The organism is Pleurocapsa sp. PCC 7319 (assembly GCF_000332195.1).
Taxonomy (GTDB): Bacteria; Cyanobacteriota; Cyanobacteriia; order Cyanobacteriales; family Xenococcaceae; genus Waterburya.
Window position 1 is genome coordinate 2,493,216 of sequence record NZ_KB235922.1, and the last position, 26,237, is coordinate 2,519,452.

Sequence of the window (26,237 nt, forward strand, 5' to 3'; positions counted from 1 at the left end):
AAATTCAGTCTGTTTTAATAATTGTGTTTTAACTTGCTGAGAAGACGTTGAAAAATCTCTAAACTAATTACAAATATTTCGTAAACACCATGAGTATATATACATGGACAAATTTAATTGCTCCTCAGAAGTATCTGGCTTTTAAATATTTAGGAAGTCAAGATTTAGTCTCCCTAATTCATCCAGCACTGGTAGTCGTGTTTGTCTTTCCGATGGTGGGAATCGTAACCAACTTTGCTTGGCAAACCCGTCAGCGTCGATTAGAAAGCAAACAAGGCAAAAGTAAAATTCCCGCTGTAGTAGGGCGAGAACACGTAAAGATTGGTCGTTGGCTGGGTTCTAGTGTCGTTATTGCGTCCTTAATTGCCCTTGCATACTCGATTGTCTATAAAAGCTTTATTAAAAAGAATCTTTGGGAGAAAAATAATCCCCAGGCAATATTAATTATCTTATTGTTTGTGGCTACCATTGCGTCTTTAATTCTCTTGCTACGTGCTAAACCTAAATTATGGCGCGGTATCTTTGCCACCATGACTGGAATGGGTTTAATCATTCTTGGTGAGCAAGATGGAGTGTGGCGATTGGCAGATCAATGGTATTGGTCTCATCACTACTACGGCATGGCAGTATCAGTATTAATGATTTTTTCGATCGCCATTTTGGATGATATCTATCGTAGTCTCACGATGCGCAATATCCATATAATTCTCAATTGCTTGGCGCTATTACTATTTATCGGTCAAGGAATTACTGGAGCCAGAGATCTATTAGAAATTCCTCCTGTCGGTAAAAAGAAACCGAAAAAAGCTGCCGTGGAAACAATTGTTCCTGTCAAAACATCACTATTGATGATTCAAGATCCCGTCTATCAAGCTCCCCGGATTAATCCTGAATAGAATACTCTGAAGATTAATTTAAATATTCTGCTGCCGTAGGACAGAGAGGGGCTAGCTGGCAGATTTCGCATTGGGGTTTGCGGGCTTTACATACTGCTCGACCGTGAAAGATAGTACGAATTGAGTAGTTTTCCCATTCTGGTTGCGGCAGCAACGCCATTAAATCCTTTTCGATTTGAATTGGGTGTTCCGATTTAGTCAATCCCCAGCGATTACTGAGGCGTTTAACATGGGTATCTACCGTGACTCCTTCAATGATGCCGTAAGCGTGAGCCAGGACTACATTAGCAGTTTTGCGAGCTACTCCAGGTAATTTGAGTAATTGTGCCATCGTTCTCGGTACTTCTCCCTCAAAGTCAGTGATAATCATCTGACAAGCACCCTGAATATTTTTAGCTTTATTTCGAAAAAAGCCCGTGGAACGAATTAAAGTCTCCAGCTGTTCGCGATCGCAACCTGCTAAAGCAACAGCATCGGGAAATTGCGCAAATAATTCTGGAGTAACTTTATTAACTCGTTCATCAGTACATTGTGCCGAGAGAATAGTGGCTACTAAAAGCTGAACTGGAGTCTCATAGTTAAGACTACAGGTAGCATCAGGGTACAAATCTGATAACAGAGCAAAAATCTCAAGCGATCGCTGTTTAATTGCTTTGCTCGGGGATTTTTTTCTAGTTTTAGCTCTCTTCTTATTTGCTGATTTAGAAGCAGGTTGAGATTTTGACATGAAATCACTGGAATAAGTTCTGGAAAAACGCCAGATTAACTGTATCCCTGACTATAATAAATACTCCTAAACTAAGTAACAAAACTAGACCAGTCTGCATGATACTATCTTGTATTTTGCTAGGTAAAGGTTTTCCAGTAACTCCTTCAACTGTTAAAAATGCCAATTGACCACCATCCAAAGCTGGTAAGGGCAGGATATTGATAATTGCCAAATTGATGCTAATTAAAGCTCCAAATTGAAACAAATTACTTAAATCGTTGCGAGCTAGTTCTGCACCTACCGCAACAATTGCTACTGGTCCAGCTACTTGCTGAGCGTTTTCGCTGAAATTACTGAATAGTTGCCAGAAACCCTGTAAAGTTAGCTGGACAATTCGCTGAAATTCATTCGCTCCAGCAGAGAAAGCTTCGATAATATTGCCTGCTCGGTGACGCTCAATATCTCCATTAGGTGCTAGCATCACACCAATTTTACCTTTGCCATCTTGACCAATATCTGGCTTAACATCCAAGTTAACAATTTCTGTGTCGCGCTTAATCGTTAGTTTCAAGAATCTTTCAGGAGAAGCCTGGATAGTATTTCTTAACTTTTCTAGAGCATCCGCAGAATCACCCAATTCTAGATTATCAATTTTGAGAATAATATCTCCTGCTTCTACCCCCGCTTTGGCTGCTGCTGATTCAGCTTCTGTTAATAGTTGAGGAACTAATACTCCAGGTTTATAATTAATTTCTTGAAAACCGATGGTAGTTGCTTGACCAACTAAAAGAAAGTAGGCAAAAATCAGATTGGCAATTACCCCAGCACTAATTACAATAGCTCGATCTAAAACAGGACGATTACGCAGTAAATTGGGATCATCAGGTGGGATTGGACTATTGGGATCATCATCAGGAAAACCCACATATCCCCCCAAAGGAAAGGCTCTAATGGCATATTCTGTTTCTGAACCTTGATATTTTAAAAGTGTGGGTCCAAATCCGATCGAGAAGCGATTTACACGAATTTTTTGTAATCGCGCTGCTGCGAAATGACCGAATTCGTGTACTACGATTAATAGAAGCACGACTGAAATTGCCGCCAATACTGACATATTTAAAAATATTTTTTTAGTAACGTTTTGTACGATTTACTATTTTAGAACATTCTTCTAGTTATCTTCTTCATATAAGGGGTCTTAGGGTGAACAATAATTTAATTTGGCAACAAAATAGTAGTGATCCTCTCAATGCTGATAATCTGAGTGCGATCGCGGATTGGTGGTCGCATTTAAACGGTCAAGAAGTCACTTGGCAACAGCGATTAATTCCTGAAAATGGGGATCTGAAAACAATTGACTGGCAACCACAAAAGTTCGACGAGAAGCTGGTACTCAATACCACACAACTCAGAGGAATCACTATTTATTGGCGCAACTCTCCTATGGCAGACGAACGCAATATTACTCCTAGTAAGCTGGAATTGGATTTGACTCGGCAAAAGCTATATGTTTTTCCCCAATCTCAATCTCAGGTAGTAATTAGCATCAGTTTGCCACAAGTTGTTTATCAAAAGATAAATCTCAATAATCCACAATTAGCAGCAACTTTAAAGAAAAATGGCGGAGTGATCTTACTGCGAGATGAATCACAGCAGTTAGAAATTCAAGTCACTCTCGATCGAGAACAATTGCAGCATTTGATCGATCGACTCAAAACAACAGACAATTGAATTATCCATTTAACTTCAACATCAAATAATGAATGAATTTTGGGATCAAGTCCTTAACTTTTGCGTCCAAACCACCCAAAACATAAGTGAACGTCTGATTAAGGATTTTGGTAAAATTCAGGCAAGCAAAAAAGAAGATGGTAGTTTAGTTACTCAAGCGGATCGATGGTCAGACCAAGAAATTAGAAGGGCGATCGCCACAACTTTTCCCGAGCATGGAATTTTATCTGAAGAAACAATCCATATTTTGCCTGAAAATGATTGGTGCTGGGTAATCGATCCCATAGATGGGACTACCAACTTTACCCGTGGTGTGCCTGTGTGGGCAATTTCTCTCGGTTTACTCTATCGAGGGACTCCAGTTTTTGGGTTTGTTCATGTGCCAATGTTAAACCAATCTTTTCATGGCTTCTGGTACGGTAATTCTGGATTAACTGGCTATACAGGAGCTTACTTGAATAATCAGCCAATTCATACTAGCCAAGATCAGCCGGATGGTGGTCAGTTATTTAATCTTTGTGCTCGCAGCACAGCTATTTTCCAGCAACCTTTTCCCTGCAAGGTGAGGATGATTGGAGTTGCCAGCTACAACTTATTGCTAGTCGCTGAGGGAGTAGTCATTGGAGGAGTAGAAGCTACACCTAAAATTTGGGATATTGCTGCGGCTTGGGCGATTGTCAAAGCCGCAGGCGGAGAGTTTGTCTTCCTAGACAACAATTTTCAATTCCCGCTTCAGGTTGGTCAAGACTATGGTCAAGTATCAATCCCCAGCTTAGGACTATGTCGCGCTGAATTAATACCTATGTTTAAACCCCTAGTAGAGCGTGTGGTTAAAAAATGACTAATTTAACTTCAGTTCGATCAGGAAAATTTTATAATTCATAATTCTTTAGCTTTTTAGAACTCCGAACTCCGAACTCCGAACTCCGAACTCCGAACTCCGAACTCCGAACTCCGAACTCCGAACTCCGAACTCCGAACTCCGAACTCCGAACTCCGAACTCCGAACTCCGAACTCCGAACTCCGAACTCCGAACTCCGAACTCCGAACTCCGAACTCCGAACTCATATCACACTAGCCTCTTAGATAGGCGATCGCTAATACTAAAGCTAAACAGCCCACAAAAGTAAATCCCAATAGCAGTAAGACAAAGATTTCACCAGAGGATAAAGGGCGATCCGTAGGGTCTAAATATGCCGTTTTTGACCATTTTTCGGTATCTGCTTGAGACCAATTTGGGGTTTGTATTACATTAACGCGAGAATAGCCTATTTTTAGATCGTAGAGTGAACGCTTTTCAGGACTGCTTAACACCGCATAAGCCTCATTTATCCGCTGAAACTTGGCTGTGGCAATATTTGGTGGTAGAGAGGTCGTATCGGGATGATATTTCTTGCTCAGTTGGCGATAGGTACGGCGAATGGTGATAGTAGATGCCGAGGGATGTAAGCCCATCAGATCATAATAGGTATTAATTAACTGAGTCTGTGGTGGGCAGATTATCGATTTTTGTCGGTTGCGATCACTCTGGGTGCGTGGGCTTTGCCAATCGCGTTTTGGATTCACCATGCTTAACTGAATTTGCTTTTTTTTATGTTTAGCGAACTTTGACTATCAAATCAAGATAAGAGTATTGGCTATCTTAAGAAATATTAAAATAATTCAACAAATATAGGATATTAGCCGAACTGGTTGTTACAGAATTTAAAGTTATCGGGTCTTTTGCCGAGTGAGAATAGGGGCATGGGGTAAACTAGCCCTTGATTCTATCCAGAATACGATTAGAGAACATTCGCAGTTGGAGCTTATATTCTAATGTCCCATAGCGTCAAAATTTATGATACTTGCATTGGGTGTACTCAGTGCGTAAGAGCGTGTCCTACTGACGTATTGGAGATGGTACCTTGGGACGGCTGTAAAGCTGGTCAAATTGCCGCATCTCCCCGTACAGAAGACTGTGTAGGTTGCAAACGTTGTGAAACAGCTTGTCCTACCGACTTTTTGAGTATCCGTGTCTATCTTGGTGCGGAAACAACTCGCAGTATGGGTCTTGCCTACTAAAACAAAATCTAATAATAAATGGCGGTATTTACCAATATTTATGTAATAGACTAAACAGCGTGTCGTCTGGCTTCTCTGGTTATACTTTTAGCAAGTGTGATCTAAGAATTAGACGGCACTATTTTGTCTTTGGAGTGGATGGGCTTGATTTAGATCTGTTTGTTATTAGCTATCAGCTCTTAGCTATCAGCTTTCAGCTTTTGATTAACCGCCTTAAAGCTTATTAAGAATAAGACTTGCGGTATTCGTAGTACCTGATAGCTGATAGCTAATAACTAATAATTATCGTGTAAGGTACTCACAGAAGTCTCCAGCTCTAAATTTTGGTATCTCGCCAGTGCTTGAAGAGGAAAATATTGCTGATAGAGATGATATTTAAGATAAAAATGGCAGGGAAAACCAGTACCAGTAAAATAATCTTCATCCCAAGTACCATCTGCTCTTTGAGTAGAGATTAAATATTCTACCCCCTTAGCGATCGCAGCTTGTCCGCCAAATTCGATCCCTTCTACCGCAGCCATTAAGCCAATTAATGCCCAAGCAGTCTGAGAGGCAGTGCTGGTTCCTTGACCTTTAAGACTGGGATCGTTGTAGCTGGCGCAGGTTTCCCCCCAGCCGCCATCGTCATTCTGACAGCTAACTAACCAGGCTACACCTCTTTGAATTTCCGTTCGGCATCGAGTAGGAGCAATTAAACTTAGAGCTGAAAGAACACCACTCGTGCCATAGATATAATTTACTCCCCAACGTCCAAACCAACTACCGTCCGCCTCTTGTTCGTTAATTAAATAAGCGATCGCTTTTTCTACTCTTGATTCTGCCATTGATAAATTACATTCTCCCAACATTTCCAGAACTCTGGCGGTGACATCGGCAGTATTGGGATCGATCATCGCTTTTAAGTCCCCATAAGGAATAAGATTAATCCAGTCTTGATCGTTATCTAAATCAAAAGCAGCCCATCCTCCCGGTTTACATTGCATGGTTGCTATCCAGTTAACACAACGGGCGATCGCCTTACCTTTTTGCTCTTCATCAGGGAGTTCAACTTGGGATAAACCCATAACCACCACCGCAGAATCATCTACATCGGGGTAAAAACGGTTATCAAATTCAAATGCCCAACCTCCTGGGGTTACTCCTTTATTTTTAACTGCCCAATCACCATAGTCGAGGATTTGCTTATCTAACAGCCATTTTCCTGCTTTAATCAGGGCAGGATGGTCGGGAGCGATACCAGACTCTACCAAAGCTCGCAAACACCAAGCAGTGTCCCATACAGGAGAAATACAGGGCTGAATGCGATAGCTATCCTCAGTTTCAATCGCAAAATTATCAATAGCGGTTAGACCTCGTTGAATAACGGGATCGTTCACATCGTAATTGAGAGTACGCAGACCTAATAAGGAGTTGAGCATAGCAGGAATAATTCCCCCCCAGTCGCCACTAGCTTCTTGCCTTTCTAAGACCCATTTTTCGGCAGCAGCTATTCCTTCGTCACGAAAGGGGACTAAATTTAAATCTTCTGCAAATTTGAAAGCACTATCTAGGGTGAGAAAAATATCTGTCCAATCGTTATTTTGTGGTAGTTCATAGCGCACATTAGCCACGCCTTCAGCAAATAGCTCATCTAAGTTTATGGGAGTCTTTAAACTGAATACCGGCTTGCGATCAAAAACAATTAGCAAAGGTACGGTGCTACCTCTCGCCCAACTAGACATCTCGTAAATGGTGAAGGGAGACTCTTCAGGCAGAAGCATAATCCAGGGGGGGATCGAAGGTAATCCACGCCAGTCATAGCAACCAATTAACGCCAGGTGCATTTTAGTAAAGATGCGCGTCTTACTAATTCCACCTCGTTGCAAAATAAATTTCTTAGCTTTAACTAAGGTAGGATCATCAGCTGGTACACCCAATAAACGTAATGCCATATAGGCTTCAACAGTTGTCGAAAGCTCGCCAGCATCACCGTAGTATAGTTCCCAACCACCATGTTCGCGCTGTTGCGATCGCAAGTAGGCTTCAGCTTTGGCTAAGGGTCGCAAGTGGTCAGTTTGCCAAATTTTATGCAACAAGACAACTTCAGCGGTAATAGTTACGTTAGACTCTAATTCTGCCCACCAATAGCCATCTGGATCTTGAATTGAAAATAGATGAGCTTGACTAAGAGCGATCGCTTGTTCTAATGTTATCTGAGTTTCTTGTTCTCTAGCTTGTACCACTTTAATTAATCCTTCCTCACCACAATATCTAAAAAATTATGGCAGATCTTTAGTTGATGTTGCCAAAAATCAAAAAAACAAAAAACTAAGACTATGGTTAGAGAAATGCTGAAAAGTAAATTTGGCTACTTAAAATTTAGATTCAATATATGTAGAGTCCATGAATAGCCTTACTGATTTCGTGAAGCTAAATATACAATAACTGAGTCATTGATGCCTAATTAGATATACTTTAAAATTACTTAGATTTACAGTTAACTGACTATGATGGTACCCAGAAATTGTATACTGATCAGTGAGTAGATTCGAGAGCAAAACTTTACTTGGCAATGTTACTAGGCACTACCTGGTTTTTCTGACTGTTATATAATGCTTTTTTAGTCGCAAAATACTGCAAGTTTATATTAGCTATGACAGATAAAATGGAGCAAAATAAGCCGAATTTAACGAATTACTATTCTCAATTAAGCGAAATAGAAGCAAAAGCCAATAAGGAGAAAGAACTCTTAGCCAACGCGATCGAGGCAGAACAAGCAGAGATCAAATCTTTGTTAGAGGAGTATCAAAGAATCAAACAACAAAAAGAAATTGATGTCATTAAAGCATCTCTCGATAAATTATCTGACTTCAAACAACAACTTCTGAGCAAAATAAAATCAGAAATAGAAACGTCAGATGCCCAGTATTTTCAAGATGAGTTTGGACCTGAAATTCCTGACTTAGATGATTCAACTGACTCTACGTCGGCATTAGCTGCAGGAGATACTGATGCAAAAAAGTTGGAAGCTGAACAGAATAATCAGGAGGAAGTTGGTAACGGAGAGACCCTAGCGCAACTAATTGAATTTATTGATCGCACCACACATCAAGAACTAGTCAAACTTTATCCTGCTAATGTTACTACTGTTGTTCCTAACTTCAATGTTCACAATGCCGTAGTTCGAGAGCAGTTGCTAGAACACTATCAGCAACAAAATGCCAACACTTATAATGCACTGATTAAACTTTATCAGAAGCCAGATATTAAGTATCAAGTTAACATCCCTAACATACAAGATTTAGAAGATGAAGATAGAAAATATCATGAATTTCTCTTGATTAATTATCCCAATGCATTACCTTTCTTTTGGTTCTTGGTTAATAGAGAGCCAGACAGTATCAAATATGCTGTGATGGAATTTGCCATGGATCATATTATTCAGACAAATACTATTGATACAGAAAATGTTAGGCATGAGCTTGCTCTAAGTCTAAATGAACTAATAAGTATGAATAATGGAGAGAGTTTAACCGATTTCTTGCGAGATTTATTTGTTTGTTTTCATCCCCAAAGAGCTAGTAAGAAAAATAACAGTACAAACAAGTATTTTGACTACATAAATAATTTAATTAAACTTGAGTCCACATTAGAACATTCAAGAATTTTGCAAATATGGAACTATATGAATCAGTCTGGATATGATGCTGTTTCCTCTACCGATTTTTCTTTTGCGCCTTTAAACATTAGCAATAATGAGAATGGTTTTATTTCTACTGCTAACGAAATTACTTCATAGTTATTAAAAGTGACTAATAAGTATTAATTTATCTGAAGCTCAGATAACACCAAGTTCCTCTATTAAGCTGTTTCCCTATTCCCTACCCGTAGGTATTTTATATTTAATTACATCCACCTAACTTATACCAAATTGAATAGCTTTGACTACACATTGATCGTAAGGGCGCATTGCCATGCGCCCCTACACAAACGATCTGTTGTCTTTTAAATTTAAAACGGTATTAGTTGATTTGTTTGAGATGATTTTAATTATTGTTGTTTGCTTATCGTTAATTATCTGGATATTTTTATTATTATTCTGGGGAAGATTTTGGTTGGCAAACCAACGTATTGAAAGTAATCAAAATTCGGCAGTTTATCCAACAGTATGGGCAATTGTTCCTGCTAGAGATGAAGCTGAGGCAATAGCAGTTAGTTTGACTTCGCTGTTATCTCAAAATTATGTAGGAAACTTTTTTGTAGTTCTAGTTGACGATAATAGTCGCGATCGCACTAGTGAAATTGCTCAAATAACTGCTCAAAAATTGAATAAATCTGAGCAATTAAAAATTATCTTGGGTAAACCTTTAGCTGAAGGTTGGAAAGGAAAACTCTGGGCAATGCAACAGGGAATTGAATATGCTAAACAACAAATTCCCGCTCCTGATTATTTTTTATTTACTGATGCCGATATTCAACATGATTTAAATAATCTCAGTCAGTTAGTTACTAAAGCTGAAACAGAAAAATTAGACTTAGTTTCTTTAATGGTACTATTGCGATGTCAAAGCATTTGGGAAAAACTGCTAATTCCCGCTTTTGTCTTTTTCTTTCAGAAACTTTACCCTTTTCCTTGGGTTAATAATCAGGATAAATCTATCGCTGCTGCCGCAGGGGGGTGTATTTTAATTAGTAGCTCTGCTCTAGCAGAAATTGGAAGCATTGCAACCATTAAAGATGCCTTGATTGATGATTGCTCTCTAGCACACGTAGTTAAATCTAGAGGTAAAAATATTTGGCTTGGCTTAACCAAAAGTACTATTAGCCTTCGGGCTTATAATGACTTAAAAACAATTTGGGATACTATATCTCGTACCGCATTTACCCAGTTAAATTATTCATCGTTACTTTTAATTGGCACAGTGGTCGGTATGGGCATTGTCTATTTAGCAGCTCCCATAGGTTTAATAATTAGCATCTTAACCAGTAATTGGCTGGTCGTGGGAATTACTTCTTTAACTTGGTTACTGATGACTATTGCTTACAGTCCGACTATCAAATTATATGACTTATCAATTACATGGGCATTTACTTTGCCAGCGATCGCTTTTTTATATACTTTAATGACTATCGACTCGGCAATTAAATATTGGCAAGGCAAAGGCGGTGCATGGAAAGGGAGAACTTATTAATGAGCATGGATTATTAACTACTAGTGCTGCGTCAACTAATTAATGATGGATATATTTTTACAGTTAAAAACTATCCTTTAACCTTTTCCCCTTTCCCTTTACCCGTCAATTTTCAATTGACAGAATACTAGTAACTGTTTACCCAATTTCATGAATCTTGAGAAAATTAGTTCCTTGGGCAGTTTGAGTAGGAATTCCTCCCATAATTAGAATTTGATCCCCTGATTGTGCCAATTCTTGTTTAACTAAATAACTTTCAGCGATCGCCACTAACTCTTCAAAAGTTGTCCCTTCTTTCTCTAAATAAACAGGTTTAACTCCCCAGACTAAATTGAGACGATGATAAACATCAATGTTAGGAGTAAAAGCAATCACCATTGCTTGAGGACGTTCTCCTGAAGCAATACGTGCAGTATATCCAGTAGCGGTAAAACAAACTACGTAGCGGAGGTTTAAGGTTTTATCAATTGCATTGAGAGCTTCACTGAGAGCATGAGTTTGATCGGTTTTAGCAGGGGGATTATTGACAAATTGCAGCTTGGGTTCAGTGCTAGTAGCAATTTTCGCTAACATTTTTACTGCTTTGAGGGGATATTTTCCTACTGCTGATTCCCCCGATAGCATTACTGCATCTGTGCCGTCGATAATGGCGTTGGCAACATCGCTAGCTTCAGCGCGAGTAGGACGGGGATTGTTAATCATACTATCCAACATCTGAGTTGCAGTGATTACAGGAATATTTTTGAGATTACACTTACGAATAATTTCCTTTTGTAATAATGGCACCTTCTCAGGTTTAATCTCTACACCTAAATCGCCCCGGGCAACCATCAAGCCATCACATTCAGCAATAATTTCATCTAAATTGGCGATCGCCTGGGGTTTTTCAATTTTGGCCATTATGGGAATATCAGCATTGCGATCGGCGAGAAATTGTTTTAAAAAGCGAACATCTCTTGCTTGACGTACAAAACTTAAAGATACCCAATCAACCCCCTGAGCAATACCAAATTCTAAATCTTTTTGATCTTTTTCTGTCATTGAGGGCAAACGAAGATTCAAACTGGGTAGATTTACTCCTTTACGACTTTTTAAAATACCTCCTTCCACCACCTTACTAACCACTGCCTGACCATCAATAGCAATAATTTCTAATTCCAGTAAGCCATCATCCAATAAAATTTGCTCTCCAATTCGAGCTTCTTCAGCTAAATAGGGATAATCTATTGAAACTGTATCAAGAACATTATGAGCCTCTGACTGAGGAACGAGAGTCAAATTATTTCCTGCCTTTAACTTCATCTCTCCTTCTGGTAACTGACCAACGCGAATTTTGGGTCCTTGGAGGTCTTGTAAGATTGTAATAGGAGTATTTAACTCTGCCGAAACCGAACGTAACTGAGCTACCATATCTGCGTGGTCTTGATAGCTACCGTGAGAAAAATTAAGCCGCGCCACATTCATCCCTTGCTCTACCATTTGCACAATCTTTGACCTTGAACTAGTAGCAGGACCGATGGTAGCCACAATTTTAGTGCGATGCATTATTTGATTGAGCATTGAATACGCCTGATGTGAATTAGAAAAAAGTTAGGAATTAAGCGATCGCCTGTCTCCTGCTTATTAAGAAGAAGGATTATCTTGGGCAATAAACTAATTGATTGAAAGATATAAAATAGCACATCCAGATTATGAATTTAGATATCGATATTAATCTCAAAAGAAAAAATATATCTTAAACAGATTGAATCATAATTACTACTTTCGATAAACTTTTAAAAATAGAAATACTAAACTATCTTAAAAAGAGTTTATTTTTATTGATTTACGACAAAATGAGAGGGATAATTAGCTAAAGATTAAAACTAAACTTCCTCAATATTATGAAACAGCTTTTTCTCATAAATGTCATGAATTAAAGTATCTTTAGAAGTCTTTTAGGGGATTAACATCTGGAACTTAGACAACCCATACTCAAAAGTCAATCATCACTCACTTCTTAGAATGGCAAATAAACCTCAGCCTCCAGGGAATGCAGAATTAAATAAACTTTTCCAAAAGAAAGATAATATTTTTGGTATTGAAAAAGTATTGTCTAGTAATAATAACTCTCGAATTTTTCAAATTAAACCATCTCCGGCCTTGCCAGCCTCAAGAATTAGTTTTGTTGATGCAACTTTGGATAAAGATGGTAATTTAAGACGTAGTTTATTGAGCTTTGTTCGAGATAACGAACTCAAATTTTCTTTAACCATTAGATTGGCAGAAAAATATTTAAACCAACAAGGAATATCTTTAACAAATGCTTCAGAAGACCCCGAAACTATGCAATTCGGTGAAGTTAAACTAACCCAAGTTCATTCAAATACTGGCGGTTATAAAAATATTGATGCGGGGGGCAATCAAATCCTGTTAAACTTCCATCGGGGAAAACAGCCTTTTAGAATAGTTTCTTTGGCGGATATTGAAGCAGGAAGAGTAAATCCAGAATGGATACACGATCACATTGTTTTAATTGGTATTACTGCTTTAAGTGTCAGAGATGATGTTAATGTTGCAGGGGTAAAATCTGATAATCCAGGTTTAATTTATGGTGTAGAAGTACAGGCTCATGCCATTAGTCAAATTATCAGTGCCGTATTAGATGATTGCCCATTATTAACTGCTTGGGATAATGCTTGGGAATACCTCTGGATCTTAGCTTGGGGCTTTTTAGGTATTGCCTTGGCTAGAATTCTTAGTCAGTCTCCTTGGAAATTATTATTAGCCATTACTGGAGCAAGTTTATTGGTAGTTGCTATTTACTATTTATTAATCTTAGAATTTGCTCTTTGGCTACCTGTAGTTCCTTTAGATTGTTGATTCATTACTTGAAGTTTAAGGATGTGCCTATTCCCTCTCGATTCCTCCCTTAATTCAGCAACGCCCATTTTTCTTTAAGCTATCAACCTTTTTAAAAAAAGCTTGTCAGTTAAGACAATTAAAAATAGAAAAAGATGAATAGGCGATTGCGCTCCGCCCTAAACAAAGGCTTAAGCCGCATGTACTAACTCCGCGTCGCACACCAGCGAAGCTGATTGGGCTACGCCCACCGCCAGAGGCGATTGGACTCCGTCCAGGCTCCGCGATCGCCATTATAGGATTAAAATAGAAACAATTCTATTTTTTAGAACTAGTAATATTTAATACAAAGGCACTACTAGCTGTGAAGACAAAATAATCTTGACCCAATTCAAATCAAATAATCAGCAAGCTAAAAATTTAGTTGCTGAAGAAATCCGAGTACGAGGAACAGTTCAGGGGGTAGGATTTCGTCCTACAGTGTATCGTCTGGCCAAAGAATGCGGAGTACGAGGAACAATTGGTAATGATGGACAAGGAGTTTTGATCAAAGCGATCGCTACTCAGGCTTCTATTGACACCTTGGTGCAAAGATTACAGACTGAAAGTCCTTCATTGGCAAAAATTACGGAAATTATTCGTCGTCCTAATCTAAATATTAATGTTGACGACTTTACAGATTTTGTTGTTGTTCAAAGTAATAAAGGTAATATCCACACCGAAATTACTTCTGATGCTGCTACTTGTCTGACTTGCCAAGGCGAGATTTTCTCTCCCTCAAGTCGTTGGTATCGATATCCTTTTATTAACTGTACTAACTGTGGACCGCGTTTAAGTATTATTAAACGTTTACCTTATGATCGCGCCAATACTAGTATGGCAAGATTTAAAATGTGTCCTGACTGTAAGAAAGATTATCAAGATCCAAACAATCGTCGCTTTCATGCCCAACCTATTGCTTGCCCTAGTTGTGGTCCTCATATTTGGTTGGAAAAAGTGGGGGAGCAGAGAGAGAAAGGTAACAAGGGAGATGAATTAGGGGATGAGATAAATAGGGTTACTGATTTATTACAGCAAGGATATATCGTAGCAATTAAGGGGTTAGGAGGTTTTCATCTAGCTTGCGATGCTACTAATGAAGAAGTCGTACACAAACTACGCCAACGCAAACATCGCCCTCACAAGCCTTTGGCGTTAATGGCGCGAGATGTAAAACTAATTGAGCAATATTGCCTTATTAGTGAAGTGGAAAAGGAACTACTGAAAAATTCTGTGGCTCCAATTGTCTTACTGCAGCGCAAACAAGCAAAAACCAATAATGAGATCGCCCTTGGCAGTGAGCTTCGCTCAATTGCAACCTCGGTAGCACCTGACCAAAATACTTTAGGGTTTATGTTACCCTATACCCCCTTACACCATCTAATTCTAAGCGGATTAGACATTCCCTTGGTTATGACTAGTGGTAACTTAACTAGTGAACCCCAATGCATCAATAACAATGAAGCCAGAACCAAGTTAGAAGAAATTGCCGATTACTTCTTGTTCCATAACCGCGAGATTGTTAATCGCATCGATGACTCGATCGCCCGTATTATTAATTTAGAAAACTCATTCCGAATACAAATCCTACGTCGCGCCCGTGGTTATGCGCCCGCACCGATAAATCTACCAGTAGATTTTCCCCATACTCCACTCATCCTGGCAATGGGTAGCGAACTAAAAAATACCTTCTGTCTGCTGCGGGATGGACAAGCTATTGTTTCTCAACACATGGGAGATTTAGCCAATAAGACAGCTTTAGCAGCTTATCGCCAGACCCTTAATCTGTACTTGAATTTATTAGAACACCAGCCAGCAGCGATCGCCGTTGATTTTCATCCCGAATATTTATCGACTAAATTGGGCAAAGAACTGGCTGTAGTCAATTCTCTTCCTCTCTATAGCATCCAACATCATCACGCTCATGTTGCTGCCTGTATGGTAGAAAATGGAGTCCCTTTCCATACCTCGCCAGTATTGGGAATTGCTTTAGATGGCTTAGGTTACGGAGAGGATGGTACATTTTGGGGCGGAGAATTTCTCTTTGCTGACTATCGCAGTTTTAGACGTTTAGGTAGTTTTAAACCAGTGCCTATGATCGGTGGGGTACAGGCAATTTATCAGCCCTGGCGTAGTGCTTATGCTCATTTAAGGGAGCTACTCTGTACATATAAGTCGATAATCCCCCAATCTTGGGGGGCACAAGAGAGTATTAAAGGAGAAACATCAGCCCAGTTGAGAGATTTAGAGAACAAAATGCAGGATCTTAAGTATGGAAATTTAGAGATATTTAAGTTTCTTCAGCAAAAACCCTGTAAAGTTCTCGATCGCATGATTGAGAAAGAGATCAATTCTCCCTTAGCTTCTTCCTGCGGACGTTTATTTGATGCTGTAGCAGCAGCTATCGGTATTTGTATAGAGTCCTGTAGTTATGAAGGTCAAGGGGCGATCGCTCTAAAAGCTTTAGCAGAACAGGCTATCTTAAGTAATTCTGAAAAAATTGAACCTTATCCTTTCAACATCGAGAATAGAACCTTAGAAGGGGAATTATATTTACCTTATATTGAACCTTTGTTAATGTGGCAAGCATTGTTAGAAGACTTGAAATGTAATACTTCTCACTCTGTCATAGCAGCTAAGTTTCATCTGGGTTTAGCTCAAGCGATCGCTTCTTTAGTAGATCATATTTGCACTAACAATAGAGATTTAGAAATTAAGCAAGTAGCACTAACTGGAGGAGTATTTCAAAACCAGATTTTACTGAACCAAGTGCAAGTTCGCCTTGAAGCAATGAATCTGGCAGTTTTAACCCATAGCCAGGTTCCGTCCAACGATGGAGGATTAGCTCTCGGTCAAGCTGCGATCGCTGCTGCCCAATTTGCTAAAAATTAAGATTCGGTGCCAATACTGTTTGGGTTGAGGTAAAAAATGGTTTATCGTATGGTTTATAGTTTGTGGACTGCCAGGGAAGCTTATTATACTGACCCTGGTGCTGATTATTACGAACAAAAATATCGAGAATCAATGGTAAAAAATCTCAAGAACAAAACGATTTCTTTGAGTTTTGAACTAGTGGCTCAATCCCATTAACGAATAGTGTTGCTGGAAAGAGGGATATGTCTTGATTACTCAATTCGTAAGTTATTTTGGATTTGAAAATTCAGCATCAGTGTAATCACTATAATTTACTAAAAAGTAACATAATTTACAGTGTCATTATCGTTGTTTGTGTTAACTATTTAAAGCTATTTTTAATTTGTAGGTTTAAATTACTAATAATTCAAATTATTTTAGACCTCAGGATAAATCTAAAGAACTATAGAGGTGAAATAAAATGACAACGCGTTTTTTTAATTGTTCGCCTGAAACATTTAGCTTTTGATTTAAGAGATTTTGAATAAAGCTGATAGTGAGAAATGAGACACTATTTTATCGAGTGTTGGCATTTTGCTTTAATTCAATTTTTCATTGCCGGTGAAACTTTTTGCAATTGTACGGGTTGTTAGAACTATCCCTCTAACGTTTTAATTAGTCTTAATTAGTCCTTATCCAACTGCAGCTTCTGTAGCAGTAAAAAGTTTGATCATCACTTGGAAGATTTTTTTTCAACGCCAGTTTTAGTTGAATCCTTGCTCAATAAAATAACATTTTAAAATTCTGGCAACTTCATTGAATGAAATATCTTAATGCCATAGCCATGGTAGTGATGATTTAACAAATGTCTAACCTTTTCTCAAAAACTCTATCTCAATATTTCAAAGACTTCTTTTGTATGACTATATCGTGTAGGTAGCACAATCATGGATGAAAACACAAACGATTTCCTTCAAGGAACTTCAGGGGATGACTTTCTCGATGGTCTTAATGGTGACGATACTTTAGTCGGTGGTCCAGGAGACGATACCCTACAAGGCGGTGATGATGATGATAGTATCTTCGGTGGTCCAGGAGACGATACCTTGCGGGGTAATGATGGTGATGACACTCTCACTGGTGCTGACGGAAATGATACCCTTCGAGGTTCTGGCGGTAAGGATATTCTCAACGGCAGTGCAGGGGACGATTGGCTTGACGGCGGTGGCCGGAACGATACTCTTCGAGGCGGAAGCGGTGATGACCTTCTCGAGGGTAAAGCGGGGCATGACATCCTTTTGGGAGGTACAGGGGACGACAGCCTGAGAGGCGGTGGTAATAATGATACACTCAGCGGCGGTTTAGGGAACGACACCTTAAGAGGTTCTAGTGGTCAGGATATTCTGCGAGGTGGTTTTGGTGACGATGAACTCACTGGGGGGAGCGACCAAGATACCTTCATTCTGGCTGAGGGAGAAGGTACTGATACTATCACCGACTTTGATCTACATGATGATGTGATTGGTTTAGCAGATGGTTTGACTTTTGGCGACCTCAGCTTTGATGGCAATGACATTATTATCACTAGCAGCGATGAAGTACTAGCAACTTTAACTGGTTTCGATACCAGTTCTTTGAGTGCTGATAATTTCACGTAAGTCTAAGATTGGTGATTAATTTAGGTCCATAAATTTTTTCATTCTTGAAATTAGGGTCACAACGTCAATTAAGTTCCACTTTATACAAGGGGATGATGGATGTTGTGACCTTGTCAAGTTTTTAGTCCTCGTTAAAGCTATTACTGTCTCAGCTTTGGTGAAGCGAGGACTTAGAGTTTTCTCACACTTGGTTAAATCGTGCTGCTAAAATTTATTTCAACCAATAACCAACATCGATCGCCAGTTTCTGTCCTAATTTCAACAAAGGCTTGATTTGGGTAATATCCCAACGACAGCTATGATGAACGGCACTGGATTCAGAAATTAAACAATCAGGTACAATACGTTTATGTAAACAGTTAAAGTAGATTTCTTGGGCACGGTCTAATGCTAAATCGAGGTGTAACTGTTCACCAAGAGCGATCGCTGTTTCTAATCTGGTCACATCTTCTTTGAGAGTTGTGGGATCGCCATCATAAAGTAATTGCCATAAGAGACGCAAAATTATTTGTTCAAGGATTTTTTTAGCTTCAGGTATATTTAGCTGACATTCAAGATAGTTAGCTTCAGTAGCCGTGGAAGTCAATTCTGCTAGACAACTATCCATTGCCACAGGATCTTCAATCACTTGTTCTAAATTATTTACTGCCTCCAGACAGCGAAAAGATAAGGCAACTTCCGCCGCTACTTTTAATTCTTGCGGAACAGGCAATTCTTCTCTTTGGAAAGCCGCCAGCATACTGTAGTTTTCCCGATATACCTGAGTATAGAGTTGATCCAAATGCTTTTTAGTATTAGCTGTCAAGAGTCGCACAATACGATGTCTTTCTTCAGCAAATAAATCTTGAAGATTAAATGAGTGACTACCGACCATCAAGCGATTCATGGTCAAAATAACCTGAGCTGCACTGGCGTGTTTGATATCAGCAAATAACTGTTCTTTCAGTTCAGCATATGCTAAACGACCATTGAAACTGGTAATGCAGCAATGGAAATCCCATCCCCCTAAATGCAGCACCGCAAAAACGATATGCTGACTTTCCCAAGTAATCTCGGAAGTTAAACGCACCTGCCCCACAGAAAGAGTCAGGGTTCCCATCTGTTGCTTTTGATAATCTAGTTGTTCTACTTCGTAACAGTAAATCCGCTCTTGTTGCAGATAATTGGTAAACAAAGAGCTGATGGCATAATGAGCTGCTACTTGCTGAAAACAGATTTGTGAGGGAGCAACCAATTCCTGATAAACTTTTTTGCCACTAGTAAATCTGGCAACATTACTGGGAGCTTGAGCTAAACGTTTGATAAACTCTTGTTTGAGGTGTATGCCAGCAACTTCCCCTGCCAATTCTAAAGCACGAGATGCATAGCGCAGAATTTGCACTCCTTCTGGACGAGAAATTTCTTCAAAAAACCAACCGCAGCTAGTGTACATCAGCAGGGCATGACGCTGCATTTCCAAGAGACGCAAAGCATCTATTTTTTCGCTACTAGATAGTTTAGCTAACTGATGCCGTAGGAGGAAGTTTTCGACATTATCTTGAGAGCGATCGCGCAATACTTGAATGTATTCATTTCTGGCTAACCAGGGATCGCGGAAAAACTTGCTTCCCGTTTCCTGATAAATAGTAATTAACTGGTCCCTCAGCCAGTCTAACGAGTCCCTTAGAGGACGACGCCATTTTTGATGCCAACCACCACCCTTAGCGCAACCACAGTCATCTTGCCAACGACCAACCCCATGTGCGCAACTCCAAGCGGTCACTGGCTTTAATACCACTTCCCAGGTCGGAGGGCAAATACTCAGATAGTGAGCATAGTTCGTAACTGTCCAACCATACTGAGCAAATTGCTCACTAAAAGCATAGGCAATACACTTTTCAGTAGCGCCTTTATGATGTCCAAAGGTTTCCCCATCGGTAGCAACACTAATCAATTGAGAAGGACGATGATCCCCTTTGATTGCCTGTCCTAATCTGGCAGTAAAGTTATCTACCGTATTGAGGACATCGTTAAAACCCATATCCCTAGAGATGGGACCATCATAAAAGAAAATATCAAGATATCGCCCGTCATCAACAAAACAACGATAGGGGCGAGTGGGATCGATTTGTGAACCTCCTACTTCATGCCATTCTGTTTCTTCTTCTTCTGTTGTCGGTAGTAAACGACATCTTTCTGCTTGAGAAGGAGCCAGAATAATAAATTTAATCTCTTCATCGATTAAAGCTTCTAAAGTAGGGTAATCAACGGCGGTTTCCGCAAGCCACATCCCCTCGGGATCGCGTCCAAAACGAGAACGAAAATCTTCTTTACCCCAGCGAATTTGGGTGATTTTATCTCGCTGATTGGCTAGAGGCAAGATGATATGGTTATAAACTTGAGCGATCGCATTGCCATGTCCGTTTAACCGCAGGCTGCTTTGGCGATCTGCTTCTAAAATACGTTGATAAACTTCGGGATCGTATTTTTCTAACCAGGACATCAAGGTTGCACCGATGTTAAAACTCAGATACTCAAAGTTATTAACGATCCCCACTAATTCATTTTGATGATTGAGGATACGGGCAAAAGCATTAGGGCGATAGCACTCGTAATGGATACGTTCATTCCAGTCATGAAATGGGTGCGCGCTGGGTTGTCTTTCGATGGTGTCCAAGTAAGGGTTTTCTCTGGGTGGCTGATAAAAGTGACCATGTACTGTGATGTACACTCCTTGGGCTGTTTGGATGGGGTTCTGCTTAATTTTGGTCGTTGTTTGAGATGGTGTATTGTTGATTGATGCAATAGATACCATAGGAAAATATTTTCTAAAACTAGATTGGTTTAATATTTAAAAATCAAATCTGCTGACACTTGGTTTGAAAAGCAGATTTGAAGAGTAAAACGTCGCTATCAATGAAGCTAAAAATTTAAAAAAATGCGAATTCCACGTAAAAGTTTAGTAGAGGGTCAAAATTGATTTGAGGAATAGCTTGATTTACGTTTTGCCCTTTTCTCCTTTTTTTCCTTGTCCTCTTTCTCTTTTTTCAATCTATCAATTTATAAGTAAAGGATTAGGAGAGGCTAATCTATTCTTTATTTAAACCCAGTTTTTAAATGTTCAGCTTCTTTGTAAGTTAAATTAACAAACTGTTTTAAAAAATATAATTAGGTATTAAAAGCACAAAAAAAGGCTGTCAAGCAAACTTGCTTAAACAGCCTTAAGATTATTTGTAGAAAGTATTTTCAGATAATGTGTTAAACAGACAAATACTTGATTAGATTAACTTAGTAATCAAAATCACCTGCACCAGGTGCACCAGCAGACTTATCTTTTTCCGGTTTATCGACGACAATACATTCGGTAGTCAATACCATTCCGGCGATCGAGGCAGCATTTTGTAATGCAGAACGAGTTACTTTGGCGGGATCGACAATACCAGCGTTAAACATATTGACGAATTCATTGGTAGCGGCATTATAACCAGTATCAAAGTCTGTTTCTTTTACTCTTTCGGCAACTACAGCACCATTTTGACCAGCATTTTCGGCAATTCTTTTCAACGGAGCAGCTAAAGCACGAGCCACAATAGTTGCAGCAGTTAAAGCTTCGTCTTTGAGGTTGGCTTTTGCCCATTCTGTCAAACCAGGAGCTAAATGAGCCAGGGTAGTGCCACCACCAGGAACAATTCCTTCTTCAACCGCAGCCTTAGTAGCGTTGATCGCATCTTCCAAGCGCAATTTACGATCTTTCATTTCGGTTTCGGTAGCAGCACCTACTTTAATTACCGCTACACCACCAGATAGTTTAGCTAAACGCTCTTGTAGCTTTTCTTGGTCATAAGACGAATCGCTGGCTTCGATTTGACGACGAATCTGCTGACAGCGTTTTTTCACTGCATCCTCATTACCTTCGGCAACAATAGTAGTACTGTCTTTGGTGATGTTAATCCGACGAGCAGTACCCAACATTTCTACTTTGGCACTTTCTAGTTTTAAACCAGCATCTTCAGAGATTACTTGACCACCAGTTAGTACGGCAATGTCTTCTAGCATTTGCTTACGGCGATCGCCGAAGCCAGGAGCTTTGATAGCAGCAACATTAAGCACACCCCGTAGACGATTGACGACTAAAGTTGCCAGGGCTTCTTTTTCAATATCCTCAGCAATAATTACTAAAGGTTTGCCTTGACGAGCAACTTGTTCTAGTACGGGAACTAAATCTTGAACTAGATTGATCTTGCGATCGGTAATCAGAATTAAGGGCTCTTCTAAAGCCGCTTCCATACGTTCAGTGTCAGTAACAAAGTAAGGGGAGATATAGCCTTTATCAAAACGCATCCCTTCAGTAATCTCTAGTTCGGTAGTCATTGACTTTCCTTCTTCAAGAGAGATAACTCCTTCTTTGCCGACTTTATCCATCGCTTGGGAAATCATATTGCCGACTTCTTCGTCATTACCAGCAGAGATTGTCCCGACTTGAGCGATCGCTGTCGAATCTCCTACAGGCTGAGCGTGCTCTTGGATCTTACCAACTAAGTATTCGGTCGCTTTGTCAATACCACGCTTGATTGCAATGGGATTGGCTCCAGCAGCGACATTACGGAGACCCTCTTTAACAATGGCATGAGCCAAAACTGTAGCTGTGGTAGTGCCGTCCCCTGCTACATCATTAGTTTTGGAGGCAGCTTGACGAATCAAGGATACACCTGTATTCTCGATGTGATCTTCTAATTCAATTTCTTTGGCGATTGTTACCCCATCATTGACAATTTGGGGCGCGCCAAATTTTTTTTCGAGAACTACGTTACGTCCTTTGGGACCAATGGTAACTGCGACTGCTTCGGCCAGCAGGTCGATCCCTTTTTCTAACGCACGACGGGCTTCGTCGTTATAAATAATAGATTTAGCCATAAAACTGGTTTGCCTTCAATAGATATGGTGAACGGTGAATAAATTAAATGCTTTATTGATGTAAGTCTTAGTGATGGTATTTTCTAGTAATCATAGTTTCAGGTAAATGACCACCAAGTAACTTGAAGAGTGACTCCACGCCGCCGCAAAGCACAAACGCTATGGCAGTTCTTTCAAGTCTGATGACCCTCTCAACGGAATAGCTTGAGAGCGTACGAATTTGACTAAACAATCTTTTAAGCAACTGCAGCGAGAATGTCTTTTTCAGATAGCAGGACGTAATCTTCGCCACCTAACTTAATATCTGTACCAGCGTATTTTGAATAGAGTACTTTATCACCAACTTTTACTTCTAAAGGTGTATAACCACCATCATCCTTGGGTTTACCAGGGCCAACACCTACAACTTCACCAACTTGAGGTTTTTCTTTAGCTGCATCGGGTAGTAAAATTCCACCAGCAGTTTTTTCTTCACTGGCACTGACTTTAATAAATACGCGATCGCCTAGAGGCTTTACAGTTGTTACGTTAATACTAATAGCTGCCATGCAAATATTCTCCAGATAACTAAACGCTTAACTTTGATTAAATAATCAAAGATTCTCCTTGATGGAAAGCTACTTATTTTCTCAATTAGCACTCTCACCATCCGAGTGCTAATTTAGCTAAAGTTGGTATCTTATGGCAACGGTATCATTAGTGTGGTTTACCGTACAAAGTGATGATTACACTGCAAATCAGAGATCTGCCAGAAAAATCGCCATAAAAAAACGCCTCTCATTAGTAATTTATGAGTTACGGCGTTTAATTTGACATGAAATCTTTTTTTCTGGACAGAGAATAAATAGTTTTCAATTAATTGTTTATCACCATAGTTATCTTTAACTTAGAGCTAAGAGCTAATAGTTAAAAGCTAATAGCTCGAAATAACTAAACAGAAACTTCGCCTAACTCCCGAGTTAAATAATCAAAGGGTTCATCTATAACATCACTATTACTAATTCCCGAATCAACTGCCATTTCTTTGAGCATCTCTTTCATAATTTGAATTCCCTTAACAGTAGGACCAATTGGTACACCCAGAGAATTGTAAGTTTCTCGCAGTCCTTGTAAAACTCGTTCATCAAGGACATTGGTATTGCCTGCCACTAAAGCATAGCTAGCATAGCGTAAATAATAGTCCATATCCCGCAAACAAGCAGAATAGCGACGGGTTGTGTAAGCGTTTCCTCCTGGTCGGATTAGCTCTGGAACTTCTTCAAATAATTGAATTCCTGCATTCCGCACAATAGTGGCAGCATTACCGCTAATCATAGTTGCGACAGCTACTCTAGCAGTTCCAGAGGCAAAATAGTCTTGAAGACTATCCATCGCATTGCGGTCTAGATAACGACCAGCAATATCATAATTTTTGATTAAGTTAGTAACAGCGTCTCGCATCTTAATTTTTTGATTTCTCCCAACAGCAATTTTATTTAATCGGCTAAATAGTTAAGCCTACTTTTATTTACCTATAATCCCACAAGTCACGACGAGGACTAGCGATCCCTTCAAATTTTGACATCTTATCTTAATACTTGATCGAGATCGAGACAAAATTAAAACAAAGCTTAAATTCTTCCTCATAACCAAAAATTTGGTTAATTTAGTCACATTTTTGTAAAGTTTACAGGTTTAGAGTCGGATAAAACGTGTTAATTCTGTAACATCAACAACAAGTTTTCAGGCAATCTATTACAAATAAATTGCCAGTGTAAGACGTAAATCCAAAAGGAGCAATATCTATGGCTGAGACTGCCCAAGAGGTCTTGAAAATGATTCAGGATCAAAATATTGAGCTAATCGATCTCAAATTTGTTGATCTATTTGGTATTTGGCAACACTGTACTTTTCATCGTAGCCTAATTGACGAAGATGCGTTTACTGAAGGCGTAGCTTTCGATGGTTCTAGTATTCGAGGCTGGAAAGCCATTAACGCTTCCGATATGGCAATGGTTCCCGATCCGACCACAGCTTGGATCGATCCCTTTATGGAAATACCAACTTTGAGCATGGTATGTTCCATTAAAGAACCGCGAACTGGAGAATGGTATGATCGTGACCCTCGTTCTCTGGCTCAAAAAGCCGTAGACTACCTCAAAAGTACTGGTATTGGTGATACCGTATATTGTGGTCCTGAACCAGAATTTTTTATTTTCGATGATATTCGCTTTGGTCAAGCAGAATACGAAGGTTTTTATCACATTGATTCCATTGAAGGCATTTGGAATTCTGGAGCATCTGAAGCAGGAGGAAACTTAGGCTATAAAACCGATCATAAACGTGGCTACTTTCCAGTAGCACCTTCAGATACTCTGCAAGATATTCGTAGTGAAATGCTACTTGCAATGGGAAAATGTGGTGTGCCCATTGAAAAACACCATCATGAAGTAGCTTCTGCGGGACAGTGTGAATTAGGAATCAAATTCTCCGATTTAGTTCATGCTGCAGACTATGTTTTAACTTACAAATACATAGTTAAAAATGTTGCCAGAAAACATGGTAAAACCGCTACCTTTATGCCCAAACCTTTGTTTAATGACAACGGTACTGGCATGCATACCCATATGTCCATCTGGAAAGACGGCAATCCTTTATTCTTCGGTGATGGTTACGCAGATTTGAGCCAAACAGCACTGCATTTTATTGGTGGTATTTTAAAACATGCCTCTGCTATTTTGGCATTTACTAATCCTTCTGCTAATTCTTACAAACGCCTCGTACCTGGTTTTGAAGCCCCTGTAAACTTGGCTTATTCCCAAGGAAACCGCTCTGCATCAGTACGCATACCCCTTAGCGGTAGCAATCCCAAAGCCAAGCGTTTTGAGTTTCGCTGTCCCGATCCTACGTCTAATCCCTATCTTGGTTTCTCGGCTATGTTACTCGCGGGTATCGATGGTGTAAAAAATCAAATCGATCCTGGTGATCCTCTGGATGTAGACATATATGAACTTTCTCCTGAAGAACTGAGTAAAATCCCCTCTACTCCTGGTTCTTTAGAAGGTGCCCTAGAAGCTCTAGAAAATGACCACGGATTTTTAACTGCTAGCGGCGTATTTACTTCAGACTTTATCCAAAACTGGATTCAGTTTAAGTTGGATGCAGAAGTAAATCCTTTGCGTTTACGTCCTCATCCTTATGAATTTGCTCTTTACTATGATTGCTAGAGGGATACTTCGATAGGGACACTAAGATGATGTAATTATTAATTAGCCAGAGGCGTTTGGTTCAACGTCTCTATTTTTATTGAATAACTTAGAATCAGAGGATAATCTGGTGATTAAAAGTATTCACTAAATTGATCTTAACCGCTGTCAAGTTTTTGGCAACTCAAAGCCACGACAT

General features: G+C 39.5%; 20 protein-coding genes. 11 read left to right on the forward strand and 9 right to left on the reverse strand.

Annotated elements, in window-relative coordinates:
* The first annotated feature begins 89 nt into the window (after window positions 1-89).
* On the forward strand, window positions 90-896 hold the full coding sequence (locus tag PLEUR7319_RS35490; protein ID WP_019506093.1) for a DUF4079 domain-containing protein: 807 nt from the start codon (window positions 90-92) through the stop codon (window positions 894-896).
* A 13-nt stretch (window positions 897-909) separates the two neighbouring features.
* Here the strand turns inward: PLEUR7319_RS35490 and nth are convergent, their stop codons facing one another.
* Together nth and rseP are read right to left on the reverse strand one after the other, a co-directional pair.
* Entirely contained in the window at window positions 910-1,623 is a 714-nt protein-coding gene (gene nth / locus PLEUR7319_RS0115250; RefSeq protein ID WP_019506094.1) for an endonuclease III, read from the reverse strand.
* Window positions 1,624-1,627: 4 nt separating this feature from the next.
* Complete coding sequence (gene rseP, locus PLEUR7319_RS0115255) at window positions 1,628-2,719, reverse strand: RIP metalloprotease RseP (protein ID WP_019506095.1); 1,092 nt, start codon at window positions 2,717-2,719, stop codon at window positions 1,628-1,630.
* A gap of 89 nt (window positions 2,720-2,808) precedes the next feature.
* On the opposite strand from rseP, the gene PLEUR7319_RS0115260 reads away from it, so the two are divergent.
* Together PLEUR7319_RS0115260 and PLEUR7319_RS0115265 are read left to right on the forward strand one after the other, a co-directional pair.
* On the forward strand, window positions 2,809-3,336 hold the full coding sequence (locus PLEUR7319_RS0115260; RefSeq protein ID WP_019506096.1) for a hypothetical protein: 528 nt from the start codon (window positions 2,809-2,811) through the stop codon (window positions 3,334-3,336).
* Between the two features lie 28 nt (window positions 3,337-3,364).
* On the forward strand, window positions 3,365-4,177 hold the full coding sequence (locus PLEUR7319_RS0115265; protein WP_019506097.1) for an inositol monophosphatase family protein: 813 nt from the start codon (window positions 3,365-3,367) through the stop codon (window positions 4,175-4,177).
* Window positions 4,178-4,411: 234 nt separating this feature from the next.
* Here PLEUR7319_RS0115265 and PLEUR7319_RS0115270 read toward each other — a convergent pair whose 3' ends face one another.
* Window positions 4,412-4,906, reverse strand: coding sequence for a J domain-containing protein (locus PLEUR7319_RS0115270; protein ID WP_019506098.1), 495 nt, complete (start codon window positions 4,904-4,906; stop codon window positions 4,412-4,414).
* A gap of 246 nt (window positions 4,907-5,152) precedes the next feature.
* On the opposite strand from PLEUR7319_RS0115270, the gene psaC reads away from it, so the two are divergent.
* The gene (gene psaC, locus PLEUR7319_RS0115275; RefSeq protein WP_026102542.1) at window positions 5,153-5,398 is read left to right on the forward strand and encodes a photosystem I iron-sulfur center protein PsaC; all 246 of its coding nucleotides are present in this window, start codon (window positions 5,153-5,155) and stop codon (window positions 5,396-5,398) included.
* A gap of 275 nt (window positions 5,399-5,673) precedes the next feature.
* Here psaC and shc read toward each other — a convergent pair whose 3' ends face one another.
* Window positions 5,674-7,620, reverse strand: a complete 1,947-nt coding sequence (gene shc / locus PLEUR7319_RS0115280; RefSeq protein WP_019506100.1) for a squalene--hopene cyclase — start codon at window positions 7,618-7,620, stop codon at window positions 5,674-5,676.
* A gap of 410 nt (window positions 7,621-8,030) precedes the next feature.
* Between shc and PLEUR7319_RS0115285 the strand changes: the two genes are divergently transcribed.
* On the forward strand, window positions 8,031-9,176 hold the full coding sequence (locus tag PLEUR7319_RS0115285) for a hypothetical protein (protein WP_019506101.1): 1,146 nt from the start codon (window positions 8,031-8,033) through the stop codon (window positions 9,174-9,176).
* 241 nt (window positions 9,177-9,417) lie between these two features.
* Window positions 9,418-10,569 (forward strand): glycosyltransferase, encoded by a 1,152-nt coding sequence (locus PLEUR7319_RS0115290; RefSeq protein WP_026102543.1) that lies wholly within the window; start codon window positions 9,418-9,420, stop codon window positions 10,567-10,569.
* A gap of 138 nt (window positions 10,570-10,707) precedes the next feature.
* Here PLEUR7319_RS0115290 and pyk read toward each other — a convergent pair whose 3' ends face one another.
* Window positions 10,708-12,129 carry a pyruvate kinase gene (pyk, locus tag PLEUR7319_RS0115295; protein WP_036798944.1) on the reverse strand — a complete coding sequence of 474 codons (1,422 nt, stop codon included), beginning with the start codon at window positions 12,127-12,129 and terminating at the stop codon, window positions 10,708-10,710.
* 444 nt (window positions 12,130-12,573) lie between these two features.
* Between pyk and PLEUR7319_RS35495 the strand changes: the two genes are divergently transcribed.
* The 4 genes from PLEUR7319_RS35495 (at window position 12,574) to PLEUR7319_RS35500 (ending at window position 17,960) form a co-directional block, all read left to right on the forward strand.
* A complete protein-coding gene (locus PLEUR7319_RS35495; protein WP_019506104.1) occupies window positions 12,574-13,431 on the forward strand; it encodes a CHASE2 domain-containing protein in 858 nt (285 codons plus the stop codon).
* 360 nt (window positions 13,432-13,791) lie between these two features.
* The gene (gene hypF, locus PLEUR7319_RS0115305) at window positions 13,792-16,341 is read left to right on the forward strand and encodes a carbamoyltransferase HypF (protein ID WP_019506105.1); all 2,550 of its coding nucleotides are present in this window, start codon (window positions 13,792-13,794) and stop codon (window positions 16,339-16,341) included.
* Window positions 16,342-16,377: 36 nt separating this feature from the next.
* On the forward strand, window positions 16,378-16,539 hold the full coding sequence (locus PLEUR7319_RS41335; RefSeq protein ID WP_019506106.1) for a hypothetical protein: 162 nt from the start codon (window positions 16,378-16,380) through the stop codon (window positions 16,537-16,539).
* 710 nt (window positions 16,540-17,249) lie between these two features.
* Complete coding sequence (locus PLEUR7319_RS35500) at window positions 17,250-17,960, forward strand: calcium-binding protein (protein ID WP_019506107.1); 711 nt, start codon at window positions 17,250-17,252, stop codon at window positions 17,958-17,960.
* A gap of 211 nt (window positions 17,961-18,171) precedes the next feature.
* Here PLEUR7319_RS35500 and PLEUR7319_RS0115320 read toward each other — a convergent pair whose 3' ends face one another.
* From PLEUR7319_RS0115320 to apcB, 4 genes are all read right to left on the reverse strand, one after another.
* Window positions 18,172-20,754, reverse strand: a complete 2,583-nt coding sequence (locus PLEUR7319_RS0115320; protein ID WP_019506108.1) for a DUF3536 domain-containing protein — start codon at window positions 20,752-20,754, stop codon at window positions 18,172-18,174.
* Window positions 20,755-21,227: 473 nt separating this feature from the next.
* A complete protein-coding gene (groL, locus tag PLEUR7319_RS0115325; protein ID WP_019506109.1) occupies window positions 21,228-22,853 on the reverse strand; it encodes a chaperonin GroEL in 1,626 nt (541 codons plus the stop codon).
* A gap of 236 nt (window positions 22,854-23,089) precedes the next feature.
* Window positions 23,090-23,401, reverse strand: a complete 312-nt coding sequence (groES, locus tag PLEUR7319_RS0115330; RefSeq protein ID WP_019506110.1) for a co-chaperone GroES — start codon at window positions 23,399-23,401, stop codon at window positions 23,090-23,092.
* A gap of 382 nt (window positions 23,402-23,783) precedes the next feature.
* Window positions 23,784-24,293 (reverse strand): allophycocyanin subunit beta, encoded by a 510-nt coding sequence (gene apcB, locus PLEUR7319_RS0115335; protein ID WP_019506111.1) that lies wholly within the window; start codon window positions 24,291-24,293, stop codon window positions 23,784-23,786.
* A gap of 344 nt (window positions 24,294-24,637) precedes the next feature.
* Between apcB and glnA the strand changes: the two genes are divergently transcribed.
* Window positions 24,638-26,059: a type I glutamate--ammonia ligase gene (glnA, locus tag PLEUR7319_RS0115340; protein WP_019506112.1), complete on the forward strand. Its 1,422-nt coding sequence runs from the start codon at window positions 24,638-24,640 to the stop codon at window positions 26,057-26,059.
* Window positions 26,060-26,237: the final 178 nt, after the last annotated feature.